The organism is Candidatus Eisenbacteria bacterium (genome assembly GCA_035712145.1).
Taxonomy (GTDB): Bacteria; Eisenbacteria; RBG-16-71-46; order RBG-16-71-46; family RBG-16-71-46; genus DASTBI01.
Genome location: DASTBI010000176.1, coordinates 1 through 22,346 on the forward strand (window position 1 = coordinate 1; position 22,346 = coordinate 22,346).

The window sequence follows — 22,346 nt, forward strand, 5'->3', positions numbered from 1 at the left end:
CATCACCAGTCCGCGCGCGCCGCTGCCGTCTTCGATGCCGTGAATGCCCGCGATCCCGGGATGACTCATCGCCGCCAGGAGGCGGGCCTCGCGATCGAAGCGCGCAAGACGCTCCGGATCCCCGGTCAGAGCGCTCGGCAGAACCTTGATCGCCACGTCGCGGCCGAGGCGCGGATCGCGTGCGCGATACACCTCGCCCATTCCGCCTGCGCCGAGCAGACCGACGATCTCGTATGGGCCGAGCTTCATCCCAACGGGGAGCGGCATGCGGGCAACCCTACCCCAAGCGACCGGCACCGAGAACGGCCGCGATCAACCGCGCTCCCAGACGAACAGGGGCTTCGCGAAGACCTGCTCGAATCCGGCGCGAAGCAGATTGCGACGCGAGCCATCCGGTCGCCCGCGCACCGGAGCCGCGGTCTCGACCCACACCCAGCGGCAGCCTCGGCTCGCCGCGCGCCGCAGGCGGGCGAGGATCAGCGCTCGATGCGCGCCGTGTCGGCGCCAGCGCCTCAAGGTCCCGCCTCCGCCGAGCCACGCGAGGTCGCCATGGATCTGCAACGTCCCGACGCCGATCGCCTTGGAGCCCGCGAAGGCCAGGTAGTGCTCCTGATGCCGGGAGGCGGCGGCCGCCATGTTCCAGCTCCTGCGGCTGGGAGGCATCCCGAAGCACTGGGCGTGAATGGCCAGGATGGTCTCGAGGTCCACGGCGGTTGCCCGTTGAACTTTCAGCGGCGCTTTCTCGCGCGGCGCCGATTTTCGTCCCTCGCGCACCAGCAGCATCAATCCCGGCTTCTTCGCGAAGCCGCGAGACGAGAGCCAGCCGGCCACGTCGTCCACCTGGGGGCCAGGACCGAGCAGCACGCTGAAGCGCTTCACCCGGGCATCCTGGTAGCGACGGATGATCTCGTCGACGACCGCCTCGCTGGCCTTGCCGAGATGGCCGAGTCCGATGACGCGGTTCATGCGCAGCGCGTCGCTGCCGGGCAGCGCGGTGAGGAAGGCGTCGGCGACGTGCGCGGTGCGAGGCTTCAGCCGCTTCGCCAGCTCAGGCGGGACGAGATTCCAGTGAGCCTGGGTCGTCCGGATCCCCATCGCCTCGATGGCCCGGAGCAGCCGGGCGGATGGTGCGCGTCCCATGACGGTGAGGCGGGGCTCAGCGTCCCGTGCTGGGCGCGCTGGCGGGCGGCAGACCGGACTCGATCCGTACTTCGCGGAACAAGGCGTGGCAAGCGGCATCGATCATCGGCGCCTCGAGCGGCCAGACCAGGGCGCCGTCGAGTCTGCGTGGCGCTAACGGCGGGCGGTCGAGCAGTGGATGCAGCTCGGGATCGAGACGCGCCAGCGTCGGCGCCAGATCCGCGATCAGCGGCCGGTTCATGAACTGGATCGCCCGATCGTGCTCGCCGAGGCGGATGGCCGTTGCCGCCAGTATCACGAGCGCGATCGCTCCCATGTCGGGCTGACTGTCGGCGTTGGCCGGCAGAAGCCGGGCCGCCCTTTCGATGTCGCCGGCGCGGGCGGCGATCAGCGCTTCGAACGGGGTCAGGCGGCTCGCAGGAACGCCCGCGCCACGCGCCTCCGCCAGCACCCCCTCCGCGGCCGCGGAGTCGTGACGAGTGAGCGCGATCCAGGCACGGTTGGCATACGACCACGAGATGTAGAAGGGAGAGTCGGTGAGCGTGCTCTGACGCTTGGCGACGGTGATGGCCTCGTCCCCCCGGTTGGTCTGGGTCAGGATGACGCAGAGCCAGCCCTGAGCGAACATCTCCTGTGGGTCGCATTCGATGGCGCGGCGCACGAAGCGCTCCGCTCCCGCCACGTCACTCAGGGCATACGCATCCACGGCCAGGTTGAGGAGCGCCGGCGTGAAGCGCGGGTTCAACTCCAACGCCTTGAGCAGAGCAACCCGCGCGGCGTCACGCTGGTCGGCGAAGCGCAGCACCAGCGCCTGCGCTTTGTAGGCCTCCGGAAGCCGCGGGTTGAGCTCGACCGCGCGGTTCGCAGCCTCCACACCGAGCTGGTGGATGTCCCAGCCTTTCTCCGCGCCCCCCCACTGATTCATCTGTCCGTAGCAGTCGGCGATCCCCGCCCAGGCCAGGGCGTAGGTGGGCTCGATGGCGGTGGCCTGCTTGAAGAGCTCGAGTGCTTCGCGCAGCGACTTGGCGTTGTAGCTCGAGTAAGCCGCGCGACCCTTGAGGTAGAGATCGTACGCGCGCACGTCGTTGGGCCGGTCCTTCACCAGGTTCTCGGACTCGGCCGGACTCAGCGCGACGCGCAGCGCCTCGGCGATCGACGAGGCGATCTCTTCCTGCACCGCGAACACGTCCTGGAGCGTTCGGTCGTAGCGCTCGGCCCAGAGATGGAAGCCGTCGGCGGCGTTGATGAGCTGGGCCGAGATGCGCACCCGGTCTCCGGCGCGGCGCACGCTGCCCTCCAGCACGGCTTGGACGCCCAGCTCGGAGGCGACCTTGGGGATGTCGACCGAGGCGCCGCGATAGCGTGCGACCGCGTTGCGCGAGGCGACCTTCAGGCCCTTGATCTTGGAGAGATCGGTGAGGATGTCCTCGGTGATGCCGGCGCAGAAGTACTCGCTCTCCTTGTCGCTCGCCAGGTTCTCGAAGTAGAGCACGGCGAGCGACGGCGCCGTCGCGGCGCGAATGCCGCTCGATGAGATTCCAGAGCCGCTCATCTCCTGCCCGATCGCGACCAGCTCGAGCCGCAGGTCTCCGATGTCGCGAGGACGCGCCGCCATCTCCTTGGTGAGGCAGCGGACCACCAGCTCCCGAAGCCGTGCGGGTGTGGAGGAAGGCATCGCGCTCCAGTCGGGGTCCCGCTCGAGAATGCGCGCGATGACGTCGGACACGGTCTCGCCCGCGAACGTCTGCCGGCCGGTGAGGCACTCGTAGAGAATGCAGCCGAAGGCCCACACGTCGGCGCGTCGATCCACGCCGCGGCCGCGGGCCTGCTCGGGGCTCATGTAGGGGGCGGTGCCGAGAATGATCCCATCGCCCGTGGCCGACAGCGCCACGGTGGGCGTCACCGAGAAATTCGGCTCGGACGTGGCGTCGGCCGCTCCGCCCTTGGCGAGCCCGAAGTCCAGCACCTTCACCTTGCCCGCGGCGCTGATCATCACGTTCCCAGGCTTCAGGTCGCGGTGGACGATGCCGCGCTCGTGGGCGGCTTCGATCGCCTGCGCGATCTGCACCCCGATATCGATCGTCTCGCGGGCCGAGAGCGGGCCACGCGCGAGACACTGACTCAGCGACTCGCCATCCACGAACTCCAGCACCAGGTAAGGCGCGCCTCGAGACTCCTCGAGCCCGAAGATGGCAGCGATGTTGGGATGGGCGAGAGAGGCCAGCAGCTTGGCCTCGCGCTCGAAGCGCGCGAGCCGCTCGGGATCGGTTGCGAAAGCCGCGGGGAGCGACTTCAGCGCGACGGTGCGATCGAGGCGCGTATCCCGGGCGCGGTAGACCTCGCCCATCCCGCCCGCGCCGAGCGCCGCGAGGACCTCGTAATGGGCGATGCGCGAGCCGGCCGCTAGAGCCACGAGTGCGCTGGGAGACGGAGAGACACGAAGTCGGCCGCGGGGAGCGTGGTCATTCGGCGGACTCTAGCGCATGCGCCGCGGGCGCGGCCACGCGGGCTCCACGCTCCCAATCGTTCAAGCCGAAGGAAGGGGCTTCCACATCCGCGAGCCGCCGGCCGCGCTCCTGCGGTGGACGGCTCTCGGAAGTCATTGCGCCCCAAAGGAATACCATGGCGCTGGAGTGCCGACTCCATGGCACCGGGCTTGCCATAGACGGGACCAGAAAGGAGAGCGAAGCAATGATCTTCTGGATCCTGTTCCTGATGATCGGGACCGCCGTCACCGGCTATCTGACGCTCACCGACACCGACCCCTTCTCGACCGGTATGGCCGGTTACGCGCTGTTCGCCTTCATTCTCCTGTTCACCGGGTCGCTGGTGGTCTTCGCGATGCATGGCACCCGGCGGCGCACACGCTGATCCGGATCCCGGTCGCCCTCGAGCCGAGCGGCGACCGGTCAGGGCAGCGAGCGCAACAGGTCGAAGCCCAGCGCGTCGATGTCGTGGGCGGTGTTGGCGAGCACGACCACTCCGACGCGGCGCGCTTCATCCATGGCGATGAAGCTTCGCATCCCTCCCGTCGTCCCACGACACCAGACGACGGCGGGCGCCGCGGAGCTTCCGAGCTTCACCGACCATCCCATTCCCACCGCATCCAGCCCCCGCCCGCGGTAGCGCGGCCGGCGCGTCTCCTCCATCGCCGAGGCGAGCTCGCTGGCTTCGAGCCCGAGGTGCGCCTGCACGAACGTCAGCAGGTCGTTGGTGGTCGACCAGATTCCTCCCGCGCCGGTGAGCGCTCGGTAGCTCCACGACCGCGCCGGAGAAGCCAGCCGCCAGTCGCGGTAGCCCCAGCGTCCGACCACATAGCCCTGCGCGGTGCGGTTCCGGGCCTCTCGACTGGGACCGACGCGCGTGTCGAGCATCGCGAGCCGCTGGCAGATCTCACCGTGGAGCAGGTTGTCGTAGCGAATCCGCTCGGCGCGCGCCAGTGCGTGCGCCAGGAGACCCATGCCGAGCGTCGATGCCTCGATCCGCTCCCCTGGTGCTCGCTCCAGGTCGTATGCCGAAAGGAAGCCATGGAGCTGCTTCTCCGTGTACCCCCGATAGGGGTCGTTGAACGGAGGGAACCACTCGAGCGGTGAGCGACCGAGATTGTCCGGACGAGGCGGAAGTCCCGAAACGTCGGCCGCCAGCTGGCCGACGGTGATCGTCTTGTCGGACACGGTCGGCACGCTGACCGAATCGGGGAGCAGGTCGCGAAGCGGCTGATCGAGCTGGATTTGACCGCTCTCGACCATGCGCGCCAGCAGCAGAGCCGTGAAGGTGCGGCTGACCTCTCCGATCTCGAACACCGTCTGCCCGTCGGGCGGCGCCGCGCCCAGCCGGCGCTGGCCGAAGCCGAACACCTGGCGGCCGGAAGCGTCCACGACGCCGACCACGATTCCCAGGACGTCGCCCGACAGCACGCGGGGCGCCACCCGCTCGGTCACCCGCTGCTGCGTGCTCGGGGTTCCGGCGGCGATGACGGGCACGAATCCCTGGCGCTTCTTGAACGGCTGCGGCTGATACGCGATGAGGATGGCGAGCCCGAGGACGCCGTAGAGGATCCCGAAGAAGCGGGTGCGCACCACCTCCGAGCGCGGAACGAAGGCGCCCCCTGGGTCGCGGCGAATCAGCGCCTTGATCGGCGCCACCACCCACGGGGTGACGAGGATGAAGAGCGCGAGCGCGATCAGGACCACGCTCAGAACACTCAGGATTGTGATCGCGATCTCCATGCCTCAGCGCTTCAAGCTCCCGGGGTGAGCCGAACGATCACGGCGCCACGATGACACCACTCGGGGGTTATCGGCCGGGCACCCCCGGAGTCGCAGGAAAACGGAGAAGCCGCCGGCTCGAGAGCCGGCGGCTTCGGACGGCGAGGGGCGACGTCTAGAACTGCGCCTTCTCGGTGGAGCCTTCGAGAGCCAGGGTGGAGCTCTGTCCGCTGCTGACGATCTGCATCACCTGATCGAAGTATCCGGTCCCGACTTCGCGCTGGTGCTTGACGGCGGTGTAGCCCTGGGCCTCGGCCGCGAATTCCTGCGACTGGAGCTCCGCATAGGCGGTCATGCCGTGCTGCCGGTAGCCCTTCGCCAGCTCGAACATGCCGTGGTTCAGGCTGTGGAAGCCGGCGAGCGTCACGAACTGGAACTTGTACCCCATCGCGCCCAGCTCGCGCTGGAACTTCGAGATCGTCGCCGCGTCGAGCTTGCCGCGCCAGTTGAACGAAGGCGAGCAGTTGTACGCCAGCATCTTGCCGGGGAACTGGGCCTGCACCGCCTCCGCGAACACCTGCGCGTCGCGCAGGTCCGGCGTCGAGGTCTCGCACCACAGGAGATCGGCGTACGGGGCGTAAGCAAGCGCACGCGCGATCGCGCACGCAAGGCCGCCCTTGTACCGATAGAAGCCTTCCGCGGTGCGCTCCCCGGTCAGGAACTTGCGGTCGCGCTCATCGACGTCGCTCGTCACCAGTTGGGCGCTGTCGGCGTCGGTGCGCGCGACCAGCACGGTGGGCACTTCGAGCACGTCGGCCGCGAGCCGCGCGGCGACCAGCGTGCGGATGAACTGGCCGGTGGGCACCAGGACCTTGCCGCCCAGGTGGCCGCACTTCTTCTCCGAGGAGAGCTGATCCTCGAAGTGCACGCCGGCGGCGCCCGCTTCGATCATCGCCTTCATCAGCTCGAACGCATTGAGCGGCCCGCCGAATCCGGCTTCCGCATCGGCCACGATCGGGGCCAGCCAGTGCGTGCGCGCCTTGGCCTTGCCGTTTCCGTTGCCGTTGCCATGCCCGTTCCGGCCGGGCGCCGGATGAGCCTTCTGCTCGTGCGCCTCGGCGTGCTCGATCTGATCCGCGCGCAGCAGCGCCTGGTTCAGGCGCCGCACCGTCTGCGGCACGCTGTTGGCCGGATAGAGACTCTGATCCGGATAGGTCTGGCCCGCGAGGTTCGCGTCGGCGGCAACCTGCCAGCCGCTGAGGTAGATCGCCTCGAGTCCGGCCTTCACCTGCTGGACCGCCTGCCCGCCGGTCAAAGCACCGAGTGCGGCGACGAAGTCACGCGTCTTGAGCAGGTCCCACAAGCGCAGGGCGCCCAGACGTCCCAGCGTGTGCTCGACGCGCACCGATCCCTGGACCTTGGCGACATCGGCCGCCGTGTAGGGACGCTGCACGCCTTCCCAGCGTCCCGCCGGCGCGAAGGATTCCCATGGAGCCTCGGGCCGTGCGCGCCGAGCGCCGGGCCGTGACGAGTGAGCTGAAGCAAGATGCGAGGACATGGAATTACCTCCGGGTGACGGGGGGTTCTGGAGTGAAAGTGTCTGAAGGATCATGGATCGCGCACAGCGCGTCGTACGCGGGCAACGTCAGGAACTCTTCGAGCTCGGGCGTGGTCGCCACACGCAGGAAGAGATCGATGGCCTGGGGAAAACGTCCGCTCTCGAAGCGCTCGCGCCCCATCTCTCCGGCGACGCGCTCCATCTCTTCCTCGAGCAGCTTGCTGACCAGCTCGCGCGTCACGCGCCGGCCGTCGTCGAGCGCCGCGCCGTGATGGAGCCAGTGCCATATCTGCGTGCGCGAGATCTCGGCGGTCGCGGCGTCTTCCATCAAGTTGTAGAGCGGCACGCAGCCCACGCCGCGCAGCCAGGCTTCGAGATACTGGACGCCGACCCGGAGGTTGAGCCGCAGGCCTTCTTCGGTGCGGGTCCCCTCGGGGACGCGCAGCAGGTCATCAGGGCCGAACTGCACGTCTTCGCGCAGTCGCTCGAGCTGATTCGGTCCCGAGAGCTTCGCTTCGAACTCCTCGCGCGCCAAAGACACGAGCCCGGGATGGGCGACCCAGGTGCCGTCGTGGCCGTCGCCGACTTCGCGCTGCTTGTCGGCGCGCACCCGCGCCAGCGCCTTGTCGCTCGCCTCGGGGTTGTCGCGGATCGGAATCTGAGCCGCCATGCCGCCGATCGCGTGGGCGCCCCGGCGATGACACGTGCGCACCGTGAGCTGCGTGTAGGCGCGCATGCACGGCTGCTCCATCGTCACCTGGGAGCGATCCGGAAGCACCGCGGCCGGATCGTGACGGCGCGTCTTGATGAACGAGAAGATGTAGTCCCAGCGGCCGCAGTTGAGACCGGCCGAGTGCTCACGCAGCTCGTAGAGGATCTCGTCCATCTCGAACGCCGCGGGAAGGGTCTCGATCAGGCACGTGGCGCGGACGCTGCCGCGCGGCAAGCCGAGGGTCTCCTGGGCGCGCAAGAAGATCTGGTTCCAGATGCGAGCCTCGAGATGGCTCTCCATCTTCGGCAGATAGAAGTAGGGACCGCTGCCGCGTCGCAGCAGCTCGGCCGCGTTGTGGAAGAAGAAGAGCCCGAAGTCGAGCAGCGAACCTGGGATCGGGCGGCCATCGAGAATGACGTGACGCTCGGGCAGGTGGAGTCCGCGTGGCCGCACCATCAAGGTCGCCAGGCTGGGTTTCAGGCGGTAGGACTTGCCGCTCTCCGGATCCTCATGCGTCAGCGTGCGCCGCACCGCGCCCATCAGGCTGCGATGCCCTTCCATGAGGTTCTGCCAGGTCGGAGCGGTGGAGTCCTCGAAGTCGGCCATGAAGACATCCGCGCCGGAATTGAGCGCGTTGATGATCATCTTGCGATCGACCGGTCCGGTGATCTCGACGATCCGCTTCTGGAGATCGGCGGGAGTCTTGGCCACGCGCCAATCCGCCGCGCGAATGCCCGCGGTCTCGGGAAGGAAATCGAGCGTGCGTCCTGTCGCCCATTCCGCGCGGCGGGCCAATCTCCGCGCCATCGCGAGCTCGATCTCCGGCCGGAACAAGCGCGCCAGATCGGCGACGAAAGCGAGCGCATCCGGCGTGAGCACGTCGCCGAAATCGGCGCTGTCGACCTGAATGAGCCGGAAGCTCTCCGGGGACTTCACATGCTGAGCCATGTGAAAACTCTAGGGGGTTGAGTTCGAGCGCGTCAATAACTTTATCTCCTATACGGAGTTATGCTGACACATGAATGACAGAGATGTTAGTCAATGAGTCAATCGTGTAAACTTCAGGCGTGCCACCGCTCACCATCCCGGGCCGAAAAGTCCGTGCTCTTCGAACCCGGGCGGGCCTCTCCCAGGCCGCCCTGGCCGAACGGCTGGGGATCTCCTCGTCCTACCTCAATCTCATCGAGCATGACCGCCGGCGCCTGACCGCCGGGTTGCTGGTGCTCCTCGCTCAAGTCCTGGATCTGGACATCAGGACGCTGTCCTCGGGACTCGACGGACGGCTCGTGGCCGACCTCCAGGAGTTGTTCGCCGACCCCCTGTTCGAGGGCCAGGCGCCACCCGAAGCCGAGCTTCGCGAGATCGCGGTCGCGCATCCGGAGACCGCGCGGGCCATTGCCCGCCTCCACCAGGGCTACCAGACAGCCCAGGCATCGGCCCGGACCCTCGCCAGCCAGGCGCTCGACCGGCAGGACCTGCCGGGCATGTCGACCTCCGAGATGTCCCCCGAGCAGGTCACCGACTTCCTGCAGGAGCACGCCAACCACTTTCCCGACCTCGAGGCCCAGGCCGAGCATGTGTGGAGAGAGGGGCAGTTCGAGTTCGAGGATCTGTTCGGCGCACTCGCCGGCTATCTCGACCGGCGCTTCGACGTGAAGGTCCAGATCCGCAAGGTCGGCGAGATGCAGGGGGCGATTCGCCGATACGACCCCGCGTCGCGCACGCTCTCGATCTCCGAGGCTCTGCGGCGCGGATCGCGCAACTTCCAGCTGGCGTTCCAGGTCGGCCTGCTCGAGAACCCGGAGCTGCTCGACCGTCTCACGCGCGATCCGCTGCTGGCTTCGGACGAATCGCGCGCGCTCGGACGAGTCACGCTGGCCAGCTACTTCGCCGCCGCCGTGCTCATGCCCTACGAGGAGTTCCTGCGGGCCGCGGAGCAGGAGCGCTACGACCTGGACGTGCTCCAGCACCGCTTCCGCGTCAACTTCGAGCAGGCCTGCCACCGGCTCTGCACGCTGCAGCGCAAGGGGGCCGAGGGCGTTCCATTCTTCATGGTGCGCATCGACATCGCGGGCAACATCTCGAAGAAGTTCAGCGCGAACGGGGTCCGCTTCCCGCGCTATGGAGGCATCTGCCCGCTGCGCAGCGTCCACTCGGCGTTCCTCCAGCCCAATGTGCTGCGGGTCCAGGTCTCGCGCCTGCCGGACGGGCTCACCTTCTTCTCGATGGCGCGCACCATCCGGCGTCATCGAGGCGGCTACCACACGCCGGAGATCCTGTTCGCCATCGAGCTGGGGTGCGAGATCGAATGGGCTCCGCGTCTGGTCTACGCCGACGGCATCGATCTCTCGAACCTGGTCGGGGCCGTGCCGGTGGGCACCACGTGCCGGCTCTGCGAGCGGCTGGACTGCGGCGCACGCGCGTTCCCTTCGATCCAGAAGCCGCTGATCGTGGACGAGAACGTGCGCGGCGTGTCGTTCTTCGCGCCGGCAGATGAACCATCCTCGGAATAGAGCGGAAGCGCTGCACGGCGATGGTCTTCAGTAGACGATCGTTTATCGCTACCTATACAGAGAGATGTCAAAAAACTGCCGCGGGGCAGTTTTGCTTGACGTTTCCAGGACCTCGCGCCGACCAGCGCAGGACGGAGCTCGCGGTGCGCGGCAAGCCGCTTCGCGCCGAAGCGCCGACTCCTCCCGATGCGCCGACTCCTCCCGATCCGCCGACCCCTCCCGATGCGCCAACTCCTCCCGATGCGCCAACTCCTCCGGATGCGCCGACTGTGGCTCGACTCCCGCGCCAAATGGTCGGCGGCGGTTTACCCCTCCGGGGCGGCGCCCGGCAGGTAGATCACCCCAACTCCCCGCCGTCCATCCATCTGCACCGCGAGCGATGACTCGAAGCGCAGGCGGCGCACGCCGCCGCGCTGGCTGACCACCGGCTGGGTGGCCAGCCAGTCCCAGCGGACGAACCCCTCTCCCGTGTCCGCGTTGACCGTGAAGTAGCCCACCTGGAACGACGAGAGATTCTGGAAGAAGTGACTCCCCTGCGACGGCGTCACGCGCAGGTCGCGGAAGCCCGCCTCCACGATCACTCGCGCGCCGTTGATCTGTTCCCAGGTCACCGGAATCCCGAGCCACGGATCCGCCGATCCCCAGCGCCCCACACCGATCAGGAGATAGGGGCGGTCCTCGGCCATCAACTCGGCGTTGTAGCGCGCGATCTCCTGCGCCACGTCGCGGCTCGAAGAGCGGTCGTAGCGGTCGAAGTCGACCGCCACCACGTCGCGAAGCTCGAGCGTTCCGTTGCCCATCACCATCGGGCTCCGGACCAGCAATCGCTCGGAATCGATCGATTCCAGATCGGAGTCCTCGAAGCCCGTGCTGAACACCAGCGGACGCATCTGCAGGAATCCGAACTCGTGACGATCGGACCGGCGCCGGCTGAGCCGCACCGCGAACTCGATCTCGGCCGGGCGGTTCATGCCGCGCCGCCCGATGTCGAGCAGGTGCGAGAGGATGTCGGCGAGCGGGAACACGCCGTGCTTGAGCACCGGCGCGAAGGTCACGAGCCGCGGGCCCGGCCGCGAAAGGCCATCGTGGATCGCGTGGGAGTCGGGCGAATAGGTGGAGCCGATCGCGAACAGGGTGCCGTCCGCTTCAGCAGCATCGAGCTCGAAGGACGACTCGCGCATCGTCGCATCGCTCCCCGCGTTCAGCTCCAGCGCCCAGAACTCGCGCTGAGAGTGGGCCAGAATGTCCTCGACGGTCGAGAAGTGGACGAGGTGGCGCGGATCGCGCGGGCAGAAGAGCAGGCTCTTCCCCCCTTCCACCACCGTGCGTCCCATCCCCAGTGCGACGGCGGCCACCCCGTCCTCCGCGGTGAGCGGCGGCGTCGGATAGAAGTTGTGCGACCGGGCCACGCCCGAGAAGTCGGGGTAGTAGCGGGAGCCGTGGCGTTCGCCGACCACCTGCTGGACCAGCACCGCCATCTTCTCTTCCTCGAGCCGGTACGGCGTGGCTCGCAAATAGGATTTTGCGCGATGGCTGAAGGTCGAGGCGTACACGCCCCGGATCGCTGCGCTCAGGTGCTCGAGCCGTCGCTCCAGATTCGGATGATCGTTGCCCAGCATGAAGGTCTCGTACACGCCGGTGAACGGCTGGTACTGGGAGTCTTCGAGCAGGCTCGACGAGCGCACCGCCAGCGGCCAGCGCACCGCCTTGAGGAACAGCCGCAGGCTCTCCATCACGTCCGGCGGAAGCGGGGCGGCGAGGAAACGCCGATGGATCTCGTCGTCGTCGTGGCTCGAGAGCGCGAGGTCGAGCAGATGGTTCTCGGCAAGGAAGCGATCGAAGCAGTCGGTGGCCAGCACGATCGCGGGCGGCACGGCGATGTGCACGCCGGCGAAGCGTCGCGCCGCGTCGTGATACCCGAGCAGGTAACGGGTGAAGGCCAGACCCCGCGCCTTGCCGCCGAGCGACCCGCCGCCGATGCGGGCGAAGAAGGCGGCCCCGGCGTCGAACGTATGTCGATCGAAGTCGGCCACCAAGGTCTCGCTCTGATCGCGACGGTACTCGGCAATCGAAGCGATCAGATCGTGTCGCAGGTCCTCGAGCGTCTCGAAGTCCGACACCTTGCGCGGCTTGAGCTTTCGCGCCAGGGCGAACTCCGTGCGCGCCGTGAACCAATTGGAGAAATGGTTGCGCTCGCCGTGGAATCCGATGCTCTCGGCCGGCACGTCGAGGAGCTGCGTCTCGAGGCTCTTGAGATCGGCGGCGCGCCCGACCTCGGTGCCGTCGGGCATGCGGAACACGAAGTCGCCGAACGCGAACTGCTCGACCATGAAGCGCCGCAGGTCCGCGAGCAGCGTGTCGGAGTACTTGCGCAGGAACGCAGCACCCATCTCCCGGGCTTCCGCGGCGAACTCCACGCGTGATGACTGCAGGAGGATCGGCAGATCGGAGACCGCTTCCCGAGCCATGCGCGCCAGCTCGAAGCCCGCGCCGCGCGTCATCTGGCCGCCGCGTGGGAATTCGACATCCGAGATCAGACCGAGGATGTATTCCTGGTAGAGGGTGAAGAGCTCCCACGCTTCCTCGAAGGTGCTGCTCAGGAGGATCTTGGGGCGCGCGCGCATGCGCACCAGCTTGTGGGAGATGTTGATGCCTTCGGTGATCAGCCGCTCCGACTGGTGGATCAGCTCGGTGTAGATCGTGGGCAGGAACGAGGAGTAGTAGCGGACGTTGTCCTCGACGAGCAGGAGCACCGGCACCCCCACCATGGCGGTGTCGTGCGCCACGTTCCGTTTGTCCTCGAGGTACTTGACGATCGCCACCAGGATTCGCGCGTTGCCCTGCCACATGAAGATGCGCTCGATGTTCGAGACGTCCCGGCGCGCGACGAAGTCCTTGCGCTCGTTGTTGTCGTAGGCCAGCACGACCACGGAAGCATCGAGGCCGCGGCGCCTGACCTCCTGGGCGAGCTGCGAGGCGTCCATGTCCCCGAGCTGGATGGTGGTGATGATGAGGTTGAAGCGGCGCTCCGCCTCGGCCCGGGCCAGCGCTTCTTCCCCGCTCGAGACGTGGGTGAGGCCCGGGGTGTGATGAAGGCTCAGCTCGAGAAATTCGCCGAGGATCAGCTCGTTGAGCCGGCCGTCCTCCTGGAGCGTGAATGAATCGTAGAGGCTCGAGACCAGAAGGATGTCCTGGACCCGGTAGGGCATCAGGTCCTGGAAGCCCTGGAATAGTCCGGCGCGATCGAGGCCGAAGATCTCGCGTTGAGTGGTGGCCATGGAGCGCCGAGAATAGGCGCAGGCCCGACGTCGACACCAGGGAGCGGTGAGCGCTTGCCCTACAGGTCGCCCAGTGGCTCGAGCGGCCAGATCTCCGCATGAACGGGGCCACCCACCATGGCGCGCACGTGCTCCCTTTCGCCGATGTGCGGCGGGATGCCGTTCACGTCGAGCAAGGTGGTGTCGTGGTTCGCCTGCTGCACTTCACGGATCGGCCACGGCTCGTGGAAGATGCGCGCCCGATAGAGCTCACTCTCGTCGGCGACATACAGCGAGTAACGCTCCACCCAGAAGAATTCCAGCGAGCCGGGCGACGCTTCCTGCACCTCGGGTCTCGCCGTCCAGGTGGCGGTGAACGACGCCGATTCCTCGTTCGTACGGCGCAACGAGCGGAAGTGCACGCGACGGCCTTCGACCTCGTGGACGACCTGCGATGGGAAATAAGGAAGGTGGAAGAAGGTTCGCGCCCCGCTGACCGTGAGTCGGCTGTCGGCATCCAGCGAGAAGAACCAGACACCGGGGATGCCGTCGTAGTGGACGTAGGTGCGGACGTTGACTTCATGGAAGTCCCTGATCCAGGGCAGAGGCGGAGAGAATCGCGGCTGGGAGTCGCGCACGTCGATCGCCGTGATCGTCACCCATGCGCTGCCCTTGTAGGTGTCGATCCAGAGGGGCTTGGGGACCCGCGGCCGCAGGATCTCGACGGGAACCTGCCAGTGGAGGAAGAGAGCGTCCTCCCAGGTCTGACTGAGGACCGGCTGCCCCTCGGGCCGGTTTCGCTGCACGATGCGCCTGGTCAGATCCGGAGCGTGCGATCCGGCGATGGGCACGCGACGCGGGCTCTCCGGAGCCTCGATGATGACGACTCGGCCGGCTCGTTTCCCGTTCGCCATGAGCCACCCCTTCCTGGTCAGCCGCGGGTCCGTTGAAAATGGAATGCGCCGGACCCTTTCGGAACCGGCGCAATCCCCTCTGTCTGGCCCCCGATCAGCCGACGTTGCTGGTGCGGCGCAGCATCACCGCGGCCCCAGTGCCGAGCGCGAGCAAGCCAAGCAGGACCAGTAGCGGCTCGCTGCTCGACGTCTGCGGCAGGGTGCGGCCGTCGTCGTCGACGTCGGCGGTCTCGGTGTCCGTCACCTGCGCGACGTACATGTCGTCATCCGTCGCCTCACCCTGATACTCCGCGGTCGAGGCGTCGATGCCCGGCTCGGCATCGAAGCTCCCTTCCGGATACGCCACCTCCTGCGGATACGCGCCAGCGTCCCGGTCGTAACGGATCGGCACGACCCGGGTCGCCAGCCGGTCGCCGTTGTCGATCGCGCGGTAATCCACGCGAACGCCGATCCCGGACTGCAGGTCGCTGGGGATCAGGGTCCGCGAATCCATCTCGAGCGGAACCCGCTGGCCCTGGTCGGTGTCGATGACGATCCGGTGATCGGTCACCGTCACCACGCGCCCGACGACCATCGGCCGGGTCGCGAGCTCGTACTCGTGAGTATTGGGGATCGTCTCGTGCGCCCGATCGACTCGCAGATGCGTCGCGCTGGCCGCGCGCACCGGACGCGTTTCAGCCGTGGCATACACGGCGGCGTAGCGAGCTTCGGCTTCATCGTCGTCGCGCTCACGCGAGTAGGCCAGCTCACGAGTCACTCTCTGGCCGCTGCGAATGGGAATGACGCGCTTCGCGTACCGCGTGCCGTCATCCAGGAAGTGGAACTCGACGCGCACCATCATGTCCGTGGAAAGATCCGCGGGCACCATGGTGCGCGTGTCCAGAGTCAACGGAACCTCGTTGCCCTGCTCGGTCGACACCACCATGTCGTGCTCGCTCACCGCCAGCACTCTTCCGGTGATCAGCGGCTGGGTGGCGTTGCGGTAATCGGTGGTCGACGGAATCGCGGCCAGCGCAGAGCCGGCCGTACCGATCAGAATCAGGGCAAGGACCATCATGGCCAGCCCGCCGCGTCTGAGTTGAATATCCAGAGTTGTCATGGGAGGAGTCCTTTCGTCTCGCAGTCCATGGACGCAGCCCGGGGCGGCCAGGCCACTCTCTCCAGGCGATATTCCTGAGAGTACGCACCTTTCGTGCCCGAGAAGAAAGGCGCGCAACGCGTTGCAGCGCCGAGGGCGGCGAGGATTGAAAGGGTCGCCGAGGAACGAAGGGCGAACCCTTTCCTACAAAGACCGCCCTCGAGGGAGACGTCCAGACTCCTCCGAATCACTGTGTTCGGTCCCACCGAGGTTGGCGTTTCCAGTCAATAGCCGAGTCCTCTCCTGCGCCAACCCGGAGGATCCATGCAAGCGCCGCGCTTTCGCCAGCTCGTCCTGGCGCTCGCCTTTTCTCTGCTTCCCCTGATCCTGCCGGTATGGGCCGAGGCGTCCGTGAAGGGCGGGCTCGAGATCCGGTGGGTCGGCGATCGGCCTTCACCGGCTCAGCCGGGACGGGAGTTCGCCGGGCAGCTGGAGGTCATCGCCCCGAGACCCGGCCGGCTCGAGAACGTCGAGATCGGTGGAATGGGTTGGACGCTCAGCGCAATGGATGCGCCGCGCTCTCTCATGATGGATCGCGGTGGCCGGCGACTCATCACCTTCCGCGCCACTCCCAGCGATCCGTCGCAGCCTCTCACCGTGCGTGCCACGTTCGACGGCATTCCGGTGGAGACCCGCACTCGGCTGGACGCCGCGTCGCTCCAGAAGAGACGTCTCCAGTTCCAGAACGCGAGTGGACCGGTCCTCTCCGGTTCCCGGCCGCGGCTCGGGCCCAGCAAGGCCCAGCGAACCCAGGACCAGCAGATCGCGTTCATGGGCGACTTCCGCTACACACGTGGCGACGGTGTGGTGGTCGGCGCGGATCACGTTCAGGTGAAGATCTGGGACGACGACGGCCCCATCGACGAGGTGATCTGGTCCGGGGAGACCGACGCCAACGGCCACTTCGAAGGCGCCGTGTCGTGGGACGACTGCGACATCTCGGGATGCGACGACCCCGACGTCTACGTCGAGTTGACCACGACCGGTGGTGCTTGCGATGTGCAGGACGACTCCATTCTCGAGGAGACCTACGCCTGGGAATCCGGCATCACCGATGACTTCACCGGCACCTTCATCAACTTCGGCGTGATGAACCCCGGCGTCAACACCGACGAGCACGCCGCGGTCCACATCTTCAACAGCGTCACCCGCGCGCACCGGTTCGCCGCCAACCGCGGCGGCATGAATGCTCCGATGGTCGACGTGATCTTTCCGGACTTCGACGACGGCGCCAGTTACAACGCCGGTAACGAGGAAATCCACATCCCCCCGGACAAGATGTGGACGGAGATCACTCACACGCATGAGTTCGCTCATCACCTCCACAACAGCTTCGGAAACCTCCTCGAGCCGGACTACAGCGAACCCTTCTGCGGTCCTAGCCACTGTCTCTGGTGTCCTGAGCACGTCGGGGAGGGCTGGCAGGAGGGGTTCGCCAATTGGTACGCCACCCTCGTGGTGGAAGCCTACCCATCGGACTACGGGCAGACTCCGTGGGTCGACAGCAACCCGGACGGTCGCTACAAGGAGGACGGCGTCAGGCCGTGCCACGAGGACTCGCAGAACTATCCCGACGGCCGAACCGAGGGCTACGTCATGGCCCTGCTCCGGGACATCCAGGACGGGGCCAACGACAATCACTCAGCGGACCCGGCGCCCGACTGCTCCCAGGACGCGATGAGCCTGGGATACGACGAGATCCTCACCGTGTTCCGCGACGACGATCCCACGGACATCGGGATGTTCTTGAACTCGTTCCGCACGCGATATCCCCAGCACGACATGGATCTCTGGAGCACCACGTTGAACGTCGGCCCGACGTTCGGATTCCCGCTCCCCGATCCTCAGGTCGTGAGCCAGCCGCCCTCCTGCGCCGCCGCGCGGGCTGGCGAGACGCTCGCCTTCACCGTCGCGGGGAATGGCTCGCTCTTGCAGTACCAGTGGCGGGCCAACGGCTCGAATCTCTTGAATGGGGGTGCAATCAGCGGCGCCACCACTCCGACGCTGACGCTCTCGCCGATCTCGTCCATCCTGGGCGCCACCTACGACTGTCTGGTCACCACCTGTGACGGAACCAAGTCAGTCACCAGCTCGCAAACGCGAGTGACGGTGTTCGATGCGCCCGAATCGCCACGCCCCTATCTCACCTGGGGCGAGAACAATCGAGCGCAGTGTGGGAACGGCACGACGGGGTTTGAGCTGCCGCCGGGCTCCTATGCGGGTCTGACGAACGTCGTCCAGGCCGAGGGAGGACGGGAGTATTCGATCGCGCTCCGCGCCGACGGGACCGTCTACACCTGGGGCCAAACGCAGTTCGCCGAGCTTGGCAATGGTTTCCTCTTCGGCAACGTCTATTCCCCGGCGCAGATCGCGATCTCAGGGGCCATCCAGGTCGCGGCCGGCAAGTACCATGGCCTGGCGCTGCTCCGGAATGGCGGCGTTGTGGGCTGGGGCTATAACGGCTACGGAGCGCTCGGCACGACGCAGATGGATGCTTACAGTCCCTCGCCGACCGGCTATGCGGATTGCTTCATCGCGGTCGCGGCGGGGAACTACCACAGCCTTGCTCTGCGGTCCGACGGCACGGTGTGGGCATCCGGGTATGGCAGCTCCGGTTCGCTCGGGAACGGCACGACCAACGCCGTCAACACCACGCCGACGCCCGTCACGGGACTCACGGATGTCATCGCCATCCGCGCCGCGGGCTACTCGTCGTATGCGCTCAAGTCGGACGGCACGGTCTGGGCCTGGGGATACAACGCCGACGGACAGCTGGGAGTCGGATCCATCCAGCAGCAAAATGTTCCGGTTCAGGTCCCCGGCCTCACCGGCATCCGGTGGATCGAGGCCTCGCAATCCAACGCCTATGCGATTGGATCGACCGGGGAGTGCTATGCCTGGGGGCGTGGCGACATGGGAGCGATCGGGAACGGCTCCGCGGCCCCTCAGTACACGCCGGCCGTGATCACCGGCCTCACCAATCCGAAGAAGATCGAGTCCGGCGATGGCGGCTGGGCCATGGCCCTGATGCAGGACGGCACGGTGCGGGCATGGGGAACCAACGGCAACAACGTCCTCAACACTGGCGCGCCGAACGGCGCCCCTCAGTACACACACCAGCCGGTGCTCGGCGTGTACGCCGCCAACAACATCGGAGGAGGCTACGTGACCGCGCACATCATGGGACACCTTCAGGGCGTGACGGCGGTGGACGATCCGGCATCCGGCGAAGCGCCGCTCCAGCTCGCCCTTCGCGTGGCCCCGACACCCTCCCGCTCGATCGCGTTCCTGGCCTACGACCTTCCGACCGCGGGGCGCGTGTCGATCGCGGTGTACGACGTGGCCGGTCGACTCGTGCGCTCGATCGTCAGCGAGACGCGTCCGGCCGGGCGCCACGTGGCCTCCTGGGACGGCCGCTCCAGCAGCGGCCAGCCGGTCTCTCCGGGCGTCTACCTGGCCCGGCTCGAGCGCGAGGGGGAGGCGCTCACACGACGGATCATTCTGGTTCGCTAGTACGTTCACTCTGATCCGTCTCGGCTACGGTGCAACTCTTGTTCGGTCCTCCCGAGGTTGGCGTTTCCTGTCATTGACCAGGTCCTTGCCTGCGCCACCTCGGAGGAATCATGCAAGAGTCGCCCTACCGCCGCCCTGTCACGGCACTCGCCATCCTTTTGCTTTGCCTGGCCCTGCCGTCTCTGGCTGAAGCCTCGGTCAAGAGCCCGGTCAAGATTCGGTGGGCCGGCGATCGGCCGTCGCCGGCTCAGTCGGGGCGTGAGTTCGCCGGGCAGCTGGAAGTCATCGCTCCGAGGCAAGGCCGGCTCGAGAACGTCGAGATTCATGGAGCGGGTTGGTCGCTGAGCGCCGTGGATGCGCCCCGCGCCCTCATGATGGATCGCGGTGGCCGGCGGCTCATCACCTTCCGCGGCGTCCCCGCCGATGCCACACAGCCTCTCACCGTGCGTGCCACGTTCGACGGTGTCCAGATCGAGAAGAGCCTCCGGCTCGACGCCGCGTCGCTCGAGAAGAGACGGCTCGTATACCAGAACGCGAGCGGACCCAAGCTCAGCGGTCTCCGCGACAAGACCGCACCCGGCAAGCTGCAACGGACTCAGGACCAGCAGATCGCGTTCATGGGAGATTTCCGTTACACGCGGGGTGATGGCGTCGAGGTTGGCGCGGATCACATCCGGATCAAGGTCTGGGACGAGGATGCAGTATCCGACGAGCTGATCTGGTCCGGCGAGACCGATGCGAACGGGCACTTCGAAGGAGCTGTCTCGTGGGACGACTGCGACGCCCTCGGGTGCGACGACCCGGACATGTACGTCGAAGTGATCGCGACCAGTGACGCCTGCGACGTCCAGGACAGCTCGATCCTCGAGGAGACCTACTCGTGGGTGTCGCCGCTGCTCCCCAACTTCACTGGCACCTTCGTCAACTTCGGCGTGCTGACGCCCGGAGCCGGCACGGACGAGAACGCCGCAGTCCACATCTTCAACAGCGTCACCCGTGCGCATCGGTTCGCAGCCAACCGCGCCGGCATGAACGCTCCGGCGGTCGACGTGCAGTTCCCGGACGGCGGAGACGGCAGCTACTACAACATGTTCTTCGAGGAGATCCACATCACGCCGGACAAGATGTGGACGGAGATGACTCATACGCATGAGTTCGCTCATCACCTCCACAACACGTTCGGGAATCTCCTCGAGCCGGACTACAGCGAACCCTTCTGCGGTGATGGCCACTGTCTCTGGTGTCCTGAGCATGTCGGCGAGGGATGGCAAGAAGGGTTCGGCAACTGGTACGCCATGCTCGTGGTGGAAGCGTATCCGTCCGATTACGGGCAGACTCCGTGGGTCGACGGCAACCCGGACGGACGCTACAAGGAGGACGGCGTCAAGGCGTGCAACGAGGATTCGCAGAACTATCCCGATGGCCGAACCGAGGGCTACGTCATGGCATTGCTTCGGGACATCCAGGACGGCGCCAACGACAACCATGTCGCCGACCCGGCGCCCGACTGCCACACCGACGCGCTGAGCCTGGGGTACGACGAGATCCTCACGGTGTTCCGCGATGACGATCCCACCGACATCGGGATGTTCCTGAACTCCTTCCGCAGCCGGTATCCCCAGTACGACATGGATCTCTGGAGCACCACGTTGAACGCGGGTCCCACTTTCGGGTTCCCGCTTCCCGATCCCTCCGTCGTGAGTCCGCCACCCTCGTGCTCGATCGTGCGGACGGGCGAAACGATCACGATCGAGCTCATGGCGAATGGCTCTCTGCTGGGCTACCAGTGGCGGGCCAATGGCTCGAATCTCTCGAACGGCGCCGGCGTGAGCGGCGCCACCACACGCACACTCACGCTCTCACCGGTCTCATCCTCGATGGCAGCCACCTACGATTGCGTCGTGACCACGTGCGATGGATCGAAGTCGGTCACCAGCCCGCAAACGCGACTGACGGTGTTCGACGCGCCGGAGTCGCCTCGCCCCTACATCGCCTGGGGCGAGAACTACAACGCGCAGTGCGGGAATGGGACGATGGATTACGAGCTGCCGCCCGGCTCCTACACCGGATTGACCAACCTCGTTCAGGTCGAGGGAGGACGCGTCTATACGATCGCGCTCCGTGCCGACGGAACGGTCTACACCTGGGGGCGGACCGAGGGCGGCGAGCTCGGGAATGGCTCCTTCTTCAGCAACACCTTCTCTCCGGTGCAGATCAGTGAGTCCAATGTCGTCCAGGTGGCGGCCGGGAACAGTCATGCTCTGGCGCTCCACCGCAACGGAAGCATCACCGCCTGGGGCTGGAATCTCTACGGCCAGCTCGGCGACATGACGCAGGACAGCCGCGCCGTCCCCTCAGCGACCGCCTACCCCGGATGCTTCGTGGCCATTGCCGCGGGACATCTTCACACCCTCGCGTTGCGGTCGGACGGCACGGTATGGGCCAGCGGAAACAGCGCGTACGGCACGCTTGGAAACGGGACCACCAGCAGCGTCAACACGACTCCCACCCAGGTCCCGGGGTTGACCGATGTCATCGCCATCCGCGCCGCGGGCTTCACGTCGCATGCGCTCAAGTCCGACGGCACGGTCTGGGCCTGGGGAGACAACACCTGGGGCAGCCTCGGTGATGGCACGTACATTCAGCGGAACACCCCGGTGCAGGTGGTCGGCCTCACCGACGTCCGCGCCATCGCCACCTCGTACTCCAACGCGTACGCGATTCGATCCAACGGCGAGGCCTACGCGTGGGGACGCGGCGGCGAGGGCGCGATCGGCAACGGATCCGCAGCCTGGCAGAACGCGCCCGTCCTGATTCCGGGCATCGTGAATCCAAAGAAGATCGAGTCCGGCGACGCCGGCTGGGCCATGGCCCTGATGCAGGACGGCACGTTGCGGGCCTGGGGATACAACGCCAACAACGTGCTCAACACCGGCGCGATCAATGGCTCGTATCAGTACACCCCGCAGCCGGTGCTCGGTGTCTTCGGCGCCAACAACATCGGGGTCGGGACGGCCACCGCGCACGTGCTGGGGCATCTCTCCGGGGTGACGGCGGTGGACGATCCGGCTTCCGGCGATGCGCCGCTCCAGCTCGCCCTTCGCGTGGCCCCGACACCCTCCCGCTCGATCGCGTTCCTGGCCTACGACCTTCCGACCGCGGGGCGCGTGTCGATCGCGGTGTACGACGTGGCCGGTCGGCTCGTGCGCTCGATCGTCAGCCAGACGCGTCCGGCCGGGCGCCACGTGGCCTCCTGGGACGGCCGCTCCAGCAGCGGCCAGCCGGTGTCTCCGGGCGTCTACCTCGCGCGGCTCGAGCGCGAGGGTCATGCGCTCAACCGGCGAATCGTGCTGGTTCGCTGATCGCCTCGCGACGACATCGGCGGCGGCACGG

The 22,346-nt window shown here is 67.0% G+C and carries 13 protein-coding genes; 4 read left to right on the forward strand and 9 right to left on the reverse strand.

Going from position 1 to position 22,346, the window contains the following annotated elements:
• The 3 genes from VFQ05_11880 to VFQ05_11890 form a co-directional block, all read right to left on the reverse strand.
• A partial coding sequence (locus tag VFQ05_11880; GenBank protein HET9327463.1) for a serine/threonine protein kinase occupies positions 1-267 on the reverse strand: 267 nt, incomplete at its 3' end.
• Positions 268-312: 45 nt separating this feature from the next.
• A complete protein-coding gene (locus VFQ05_11885) occupies positions 313-1,140 on the reverse strand; it encodes a GNAT family N-acetyltransferase (protein ID HET9327464.1) in 828 nt (275 codons plus the stop codon).
• A 16-nt stretch (positions 1,141-1,156) separates the two neighbouring features.
• On the reverse strand, positions 1,157-3,553 hold the full coding sequence (locus VFQ05_11890; protein ID HET9327465.1) for a protein kinase: 2,397 nt from the start codon (positions 3,551-3,553) through the stop codon (positions 1,157-1,159).
• A 278-nt stretch (positions 3,554-3,831) separates the two neighbouring features.
• On the opposite strand from VFQ05_11890, the gene VFQ05_11895 reads away from it, so the two are divergent.
• Complete coding sequence (locus tag VFQ05_11895) at positions 3,832-4,011, forward strand: hypothetical protein (protein ID HET9327466.1); 180 nt, start codon at positions 3,832-3,834, stop codon at positions 4,009-4,011.
• A gap of 38 nt (positions 4,012-4,049) precedes the next feature.
• Here VFQ05_11895 and VFQ05_11900 read toward each other — a convergent pair whose 3' ends face one another.
• The 3 genes from VFQ05_11900 to aceB form a co-directional block, all read right to left on the reverse strand.
• The gene (locus VFQ05_11900) at positions 4,050-5,369 is read right to left on the reverse strand and encodes a serine hydrolase domain-containing protein (protein ID HET9327467.1); all 1,320 of its coding nucleotides are present in this window, start codon (positions 5,367-5,369) and stop codon (positions 4,050-4,052) included.
• 154 nt (positions 5,370-5,523) lie between these two features.
• Positions 5,524-6,906, reverse strand: a complete 1,383-nt coding sequence (gene aceA, locus VFQ05_11905) for an isocitrate lyase (GenBank protein HET9327468.1) — start codon at positions 6,904-6,906, stop codon at positions 5,524-5,526.
• A 4-nt stretch (positions 6,907-6,910) separates the two neighbouring features.
• Positions 6,911-8,566: a malate synthase A gene (gene aceB / locus VFQ05_11910; protein ID HET9327469.1), complete on the reverse strand. Its 1,656-nt coding sequence runs from the start codon at positions 8,564-8,566 to the stop codon at positions 6,911-6,913.
• Between the two features lie 119 nt (positions 8,567-8,685).
• On the opposite strand from aceB, the gene VFQ05_11915 reads away from it, so the two are divergent.
• Complete coding sequence (locus VFQ05_11915) at positions 8,686-10,131, forward strand: short-chain fatty acyl-CoA regulator family protein (protein ID HET9327470.1); 1,446 nt, start codon at positions 8,686-8,688, stop codon at positions 10,129-10,131.
• A 305-nt stretch (positions 10,132-10,436) separates the two neighbouring features.
• Here VFQ05_11915 and VFQ05_11920 read toward each other — a convergent pair whose 3' ends face one another.
• The 3 genes from VFQ05_11920 to VFQ05_11930 all read right to left on the reverse strand — a co-directional run bounded on the left by VFQ05_11920 (position 10,437) and on the right by VFQ05_11930 (position 15,359).
• Positions 10,437-13,409: a PEP/pyruvate-binding domain-containing protein gene (locus VFQ05_11920; protein ID HET9327471.1), complete on the reverse strand. Its 2,973-nt coding sequence runs from the start codon at positions 13,407-13,409 to the stop codon at positions 10,437-10,439.
• 59 nt (positions 13,410-13,468) lie between these two features.
• Positions 13,469-14,302 (reverse strand): DUF2071 domain-containing protein, encoded by an 834-nt coding sequence (locus tag VFQ05_11925; GenBank protein HET9327472.1) that lies wholly within the window; start codon positions 14,300-14,302, stop codon positions 13,469-13,471.
• 94 nt (positions 14,303-14,396) lie between these two features.
• Positions 14,397-15,359, reverse strand: coding sequence for a DUF5666 domain-containing protein (locus tag VFQ05_11930; protein ID HET9327473.1), 963 nt, complete (start codon positions 15,357-15,359; stop codon positions 14,397-14,399).
• 345 nt (positions 15,360-15,704) lie between these two features.
• On the opposite strand from VFQ05_11930, the gene VFQ05_11935 reads away from it, so the two are divergent.
• Together VFQ05_11935 and VFQ05_11940 are read left to right on the forward strand one after the other, a co-directional pair.
• On the forward strand, positions 15,705-18,953 hold the full coding sequence (locus tag VFQ05_11935; protein ID HET9327474.1) for a FlgD immunoglobulin-like domain containing protein: 3,249 nt from the start codon (positions 15,705-15,707) through the stop codon (positions 18,951-18,953).
• Positions 18,954-19,063: 110 nt separating this feature from the next.
• The gene (locus tag VFQ05_11940) at positions 19,064-22,315 is read left to right on the forward strand and encodes a FlgD immunoglobulin-like domain containing protein (protein HET9327475.1); all 3,252 of its coding nucleotides are present in this window, start codon (positions 19,064-19,066) and stop codon (positions 22,313-22,315) included.
• Positions 22,316-22,346 lie beyond the last annotated feature (31 nt).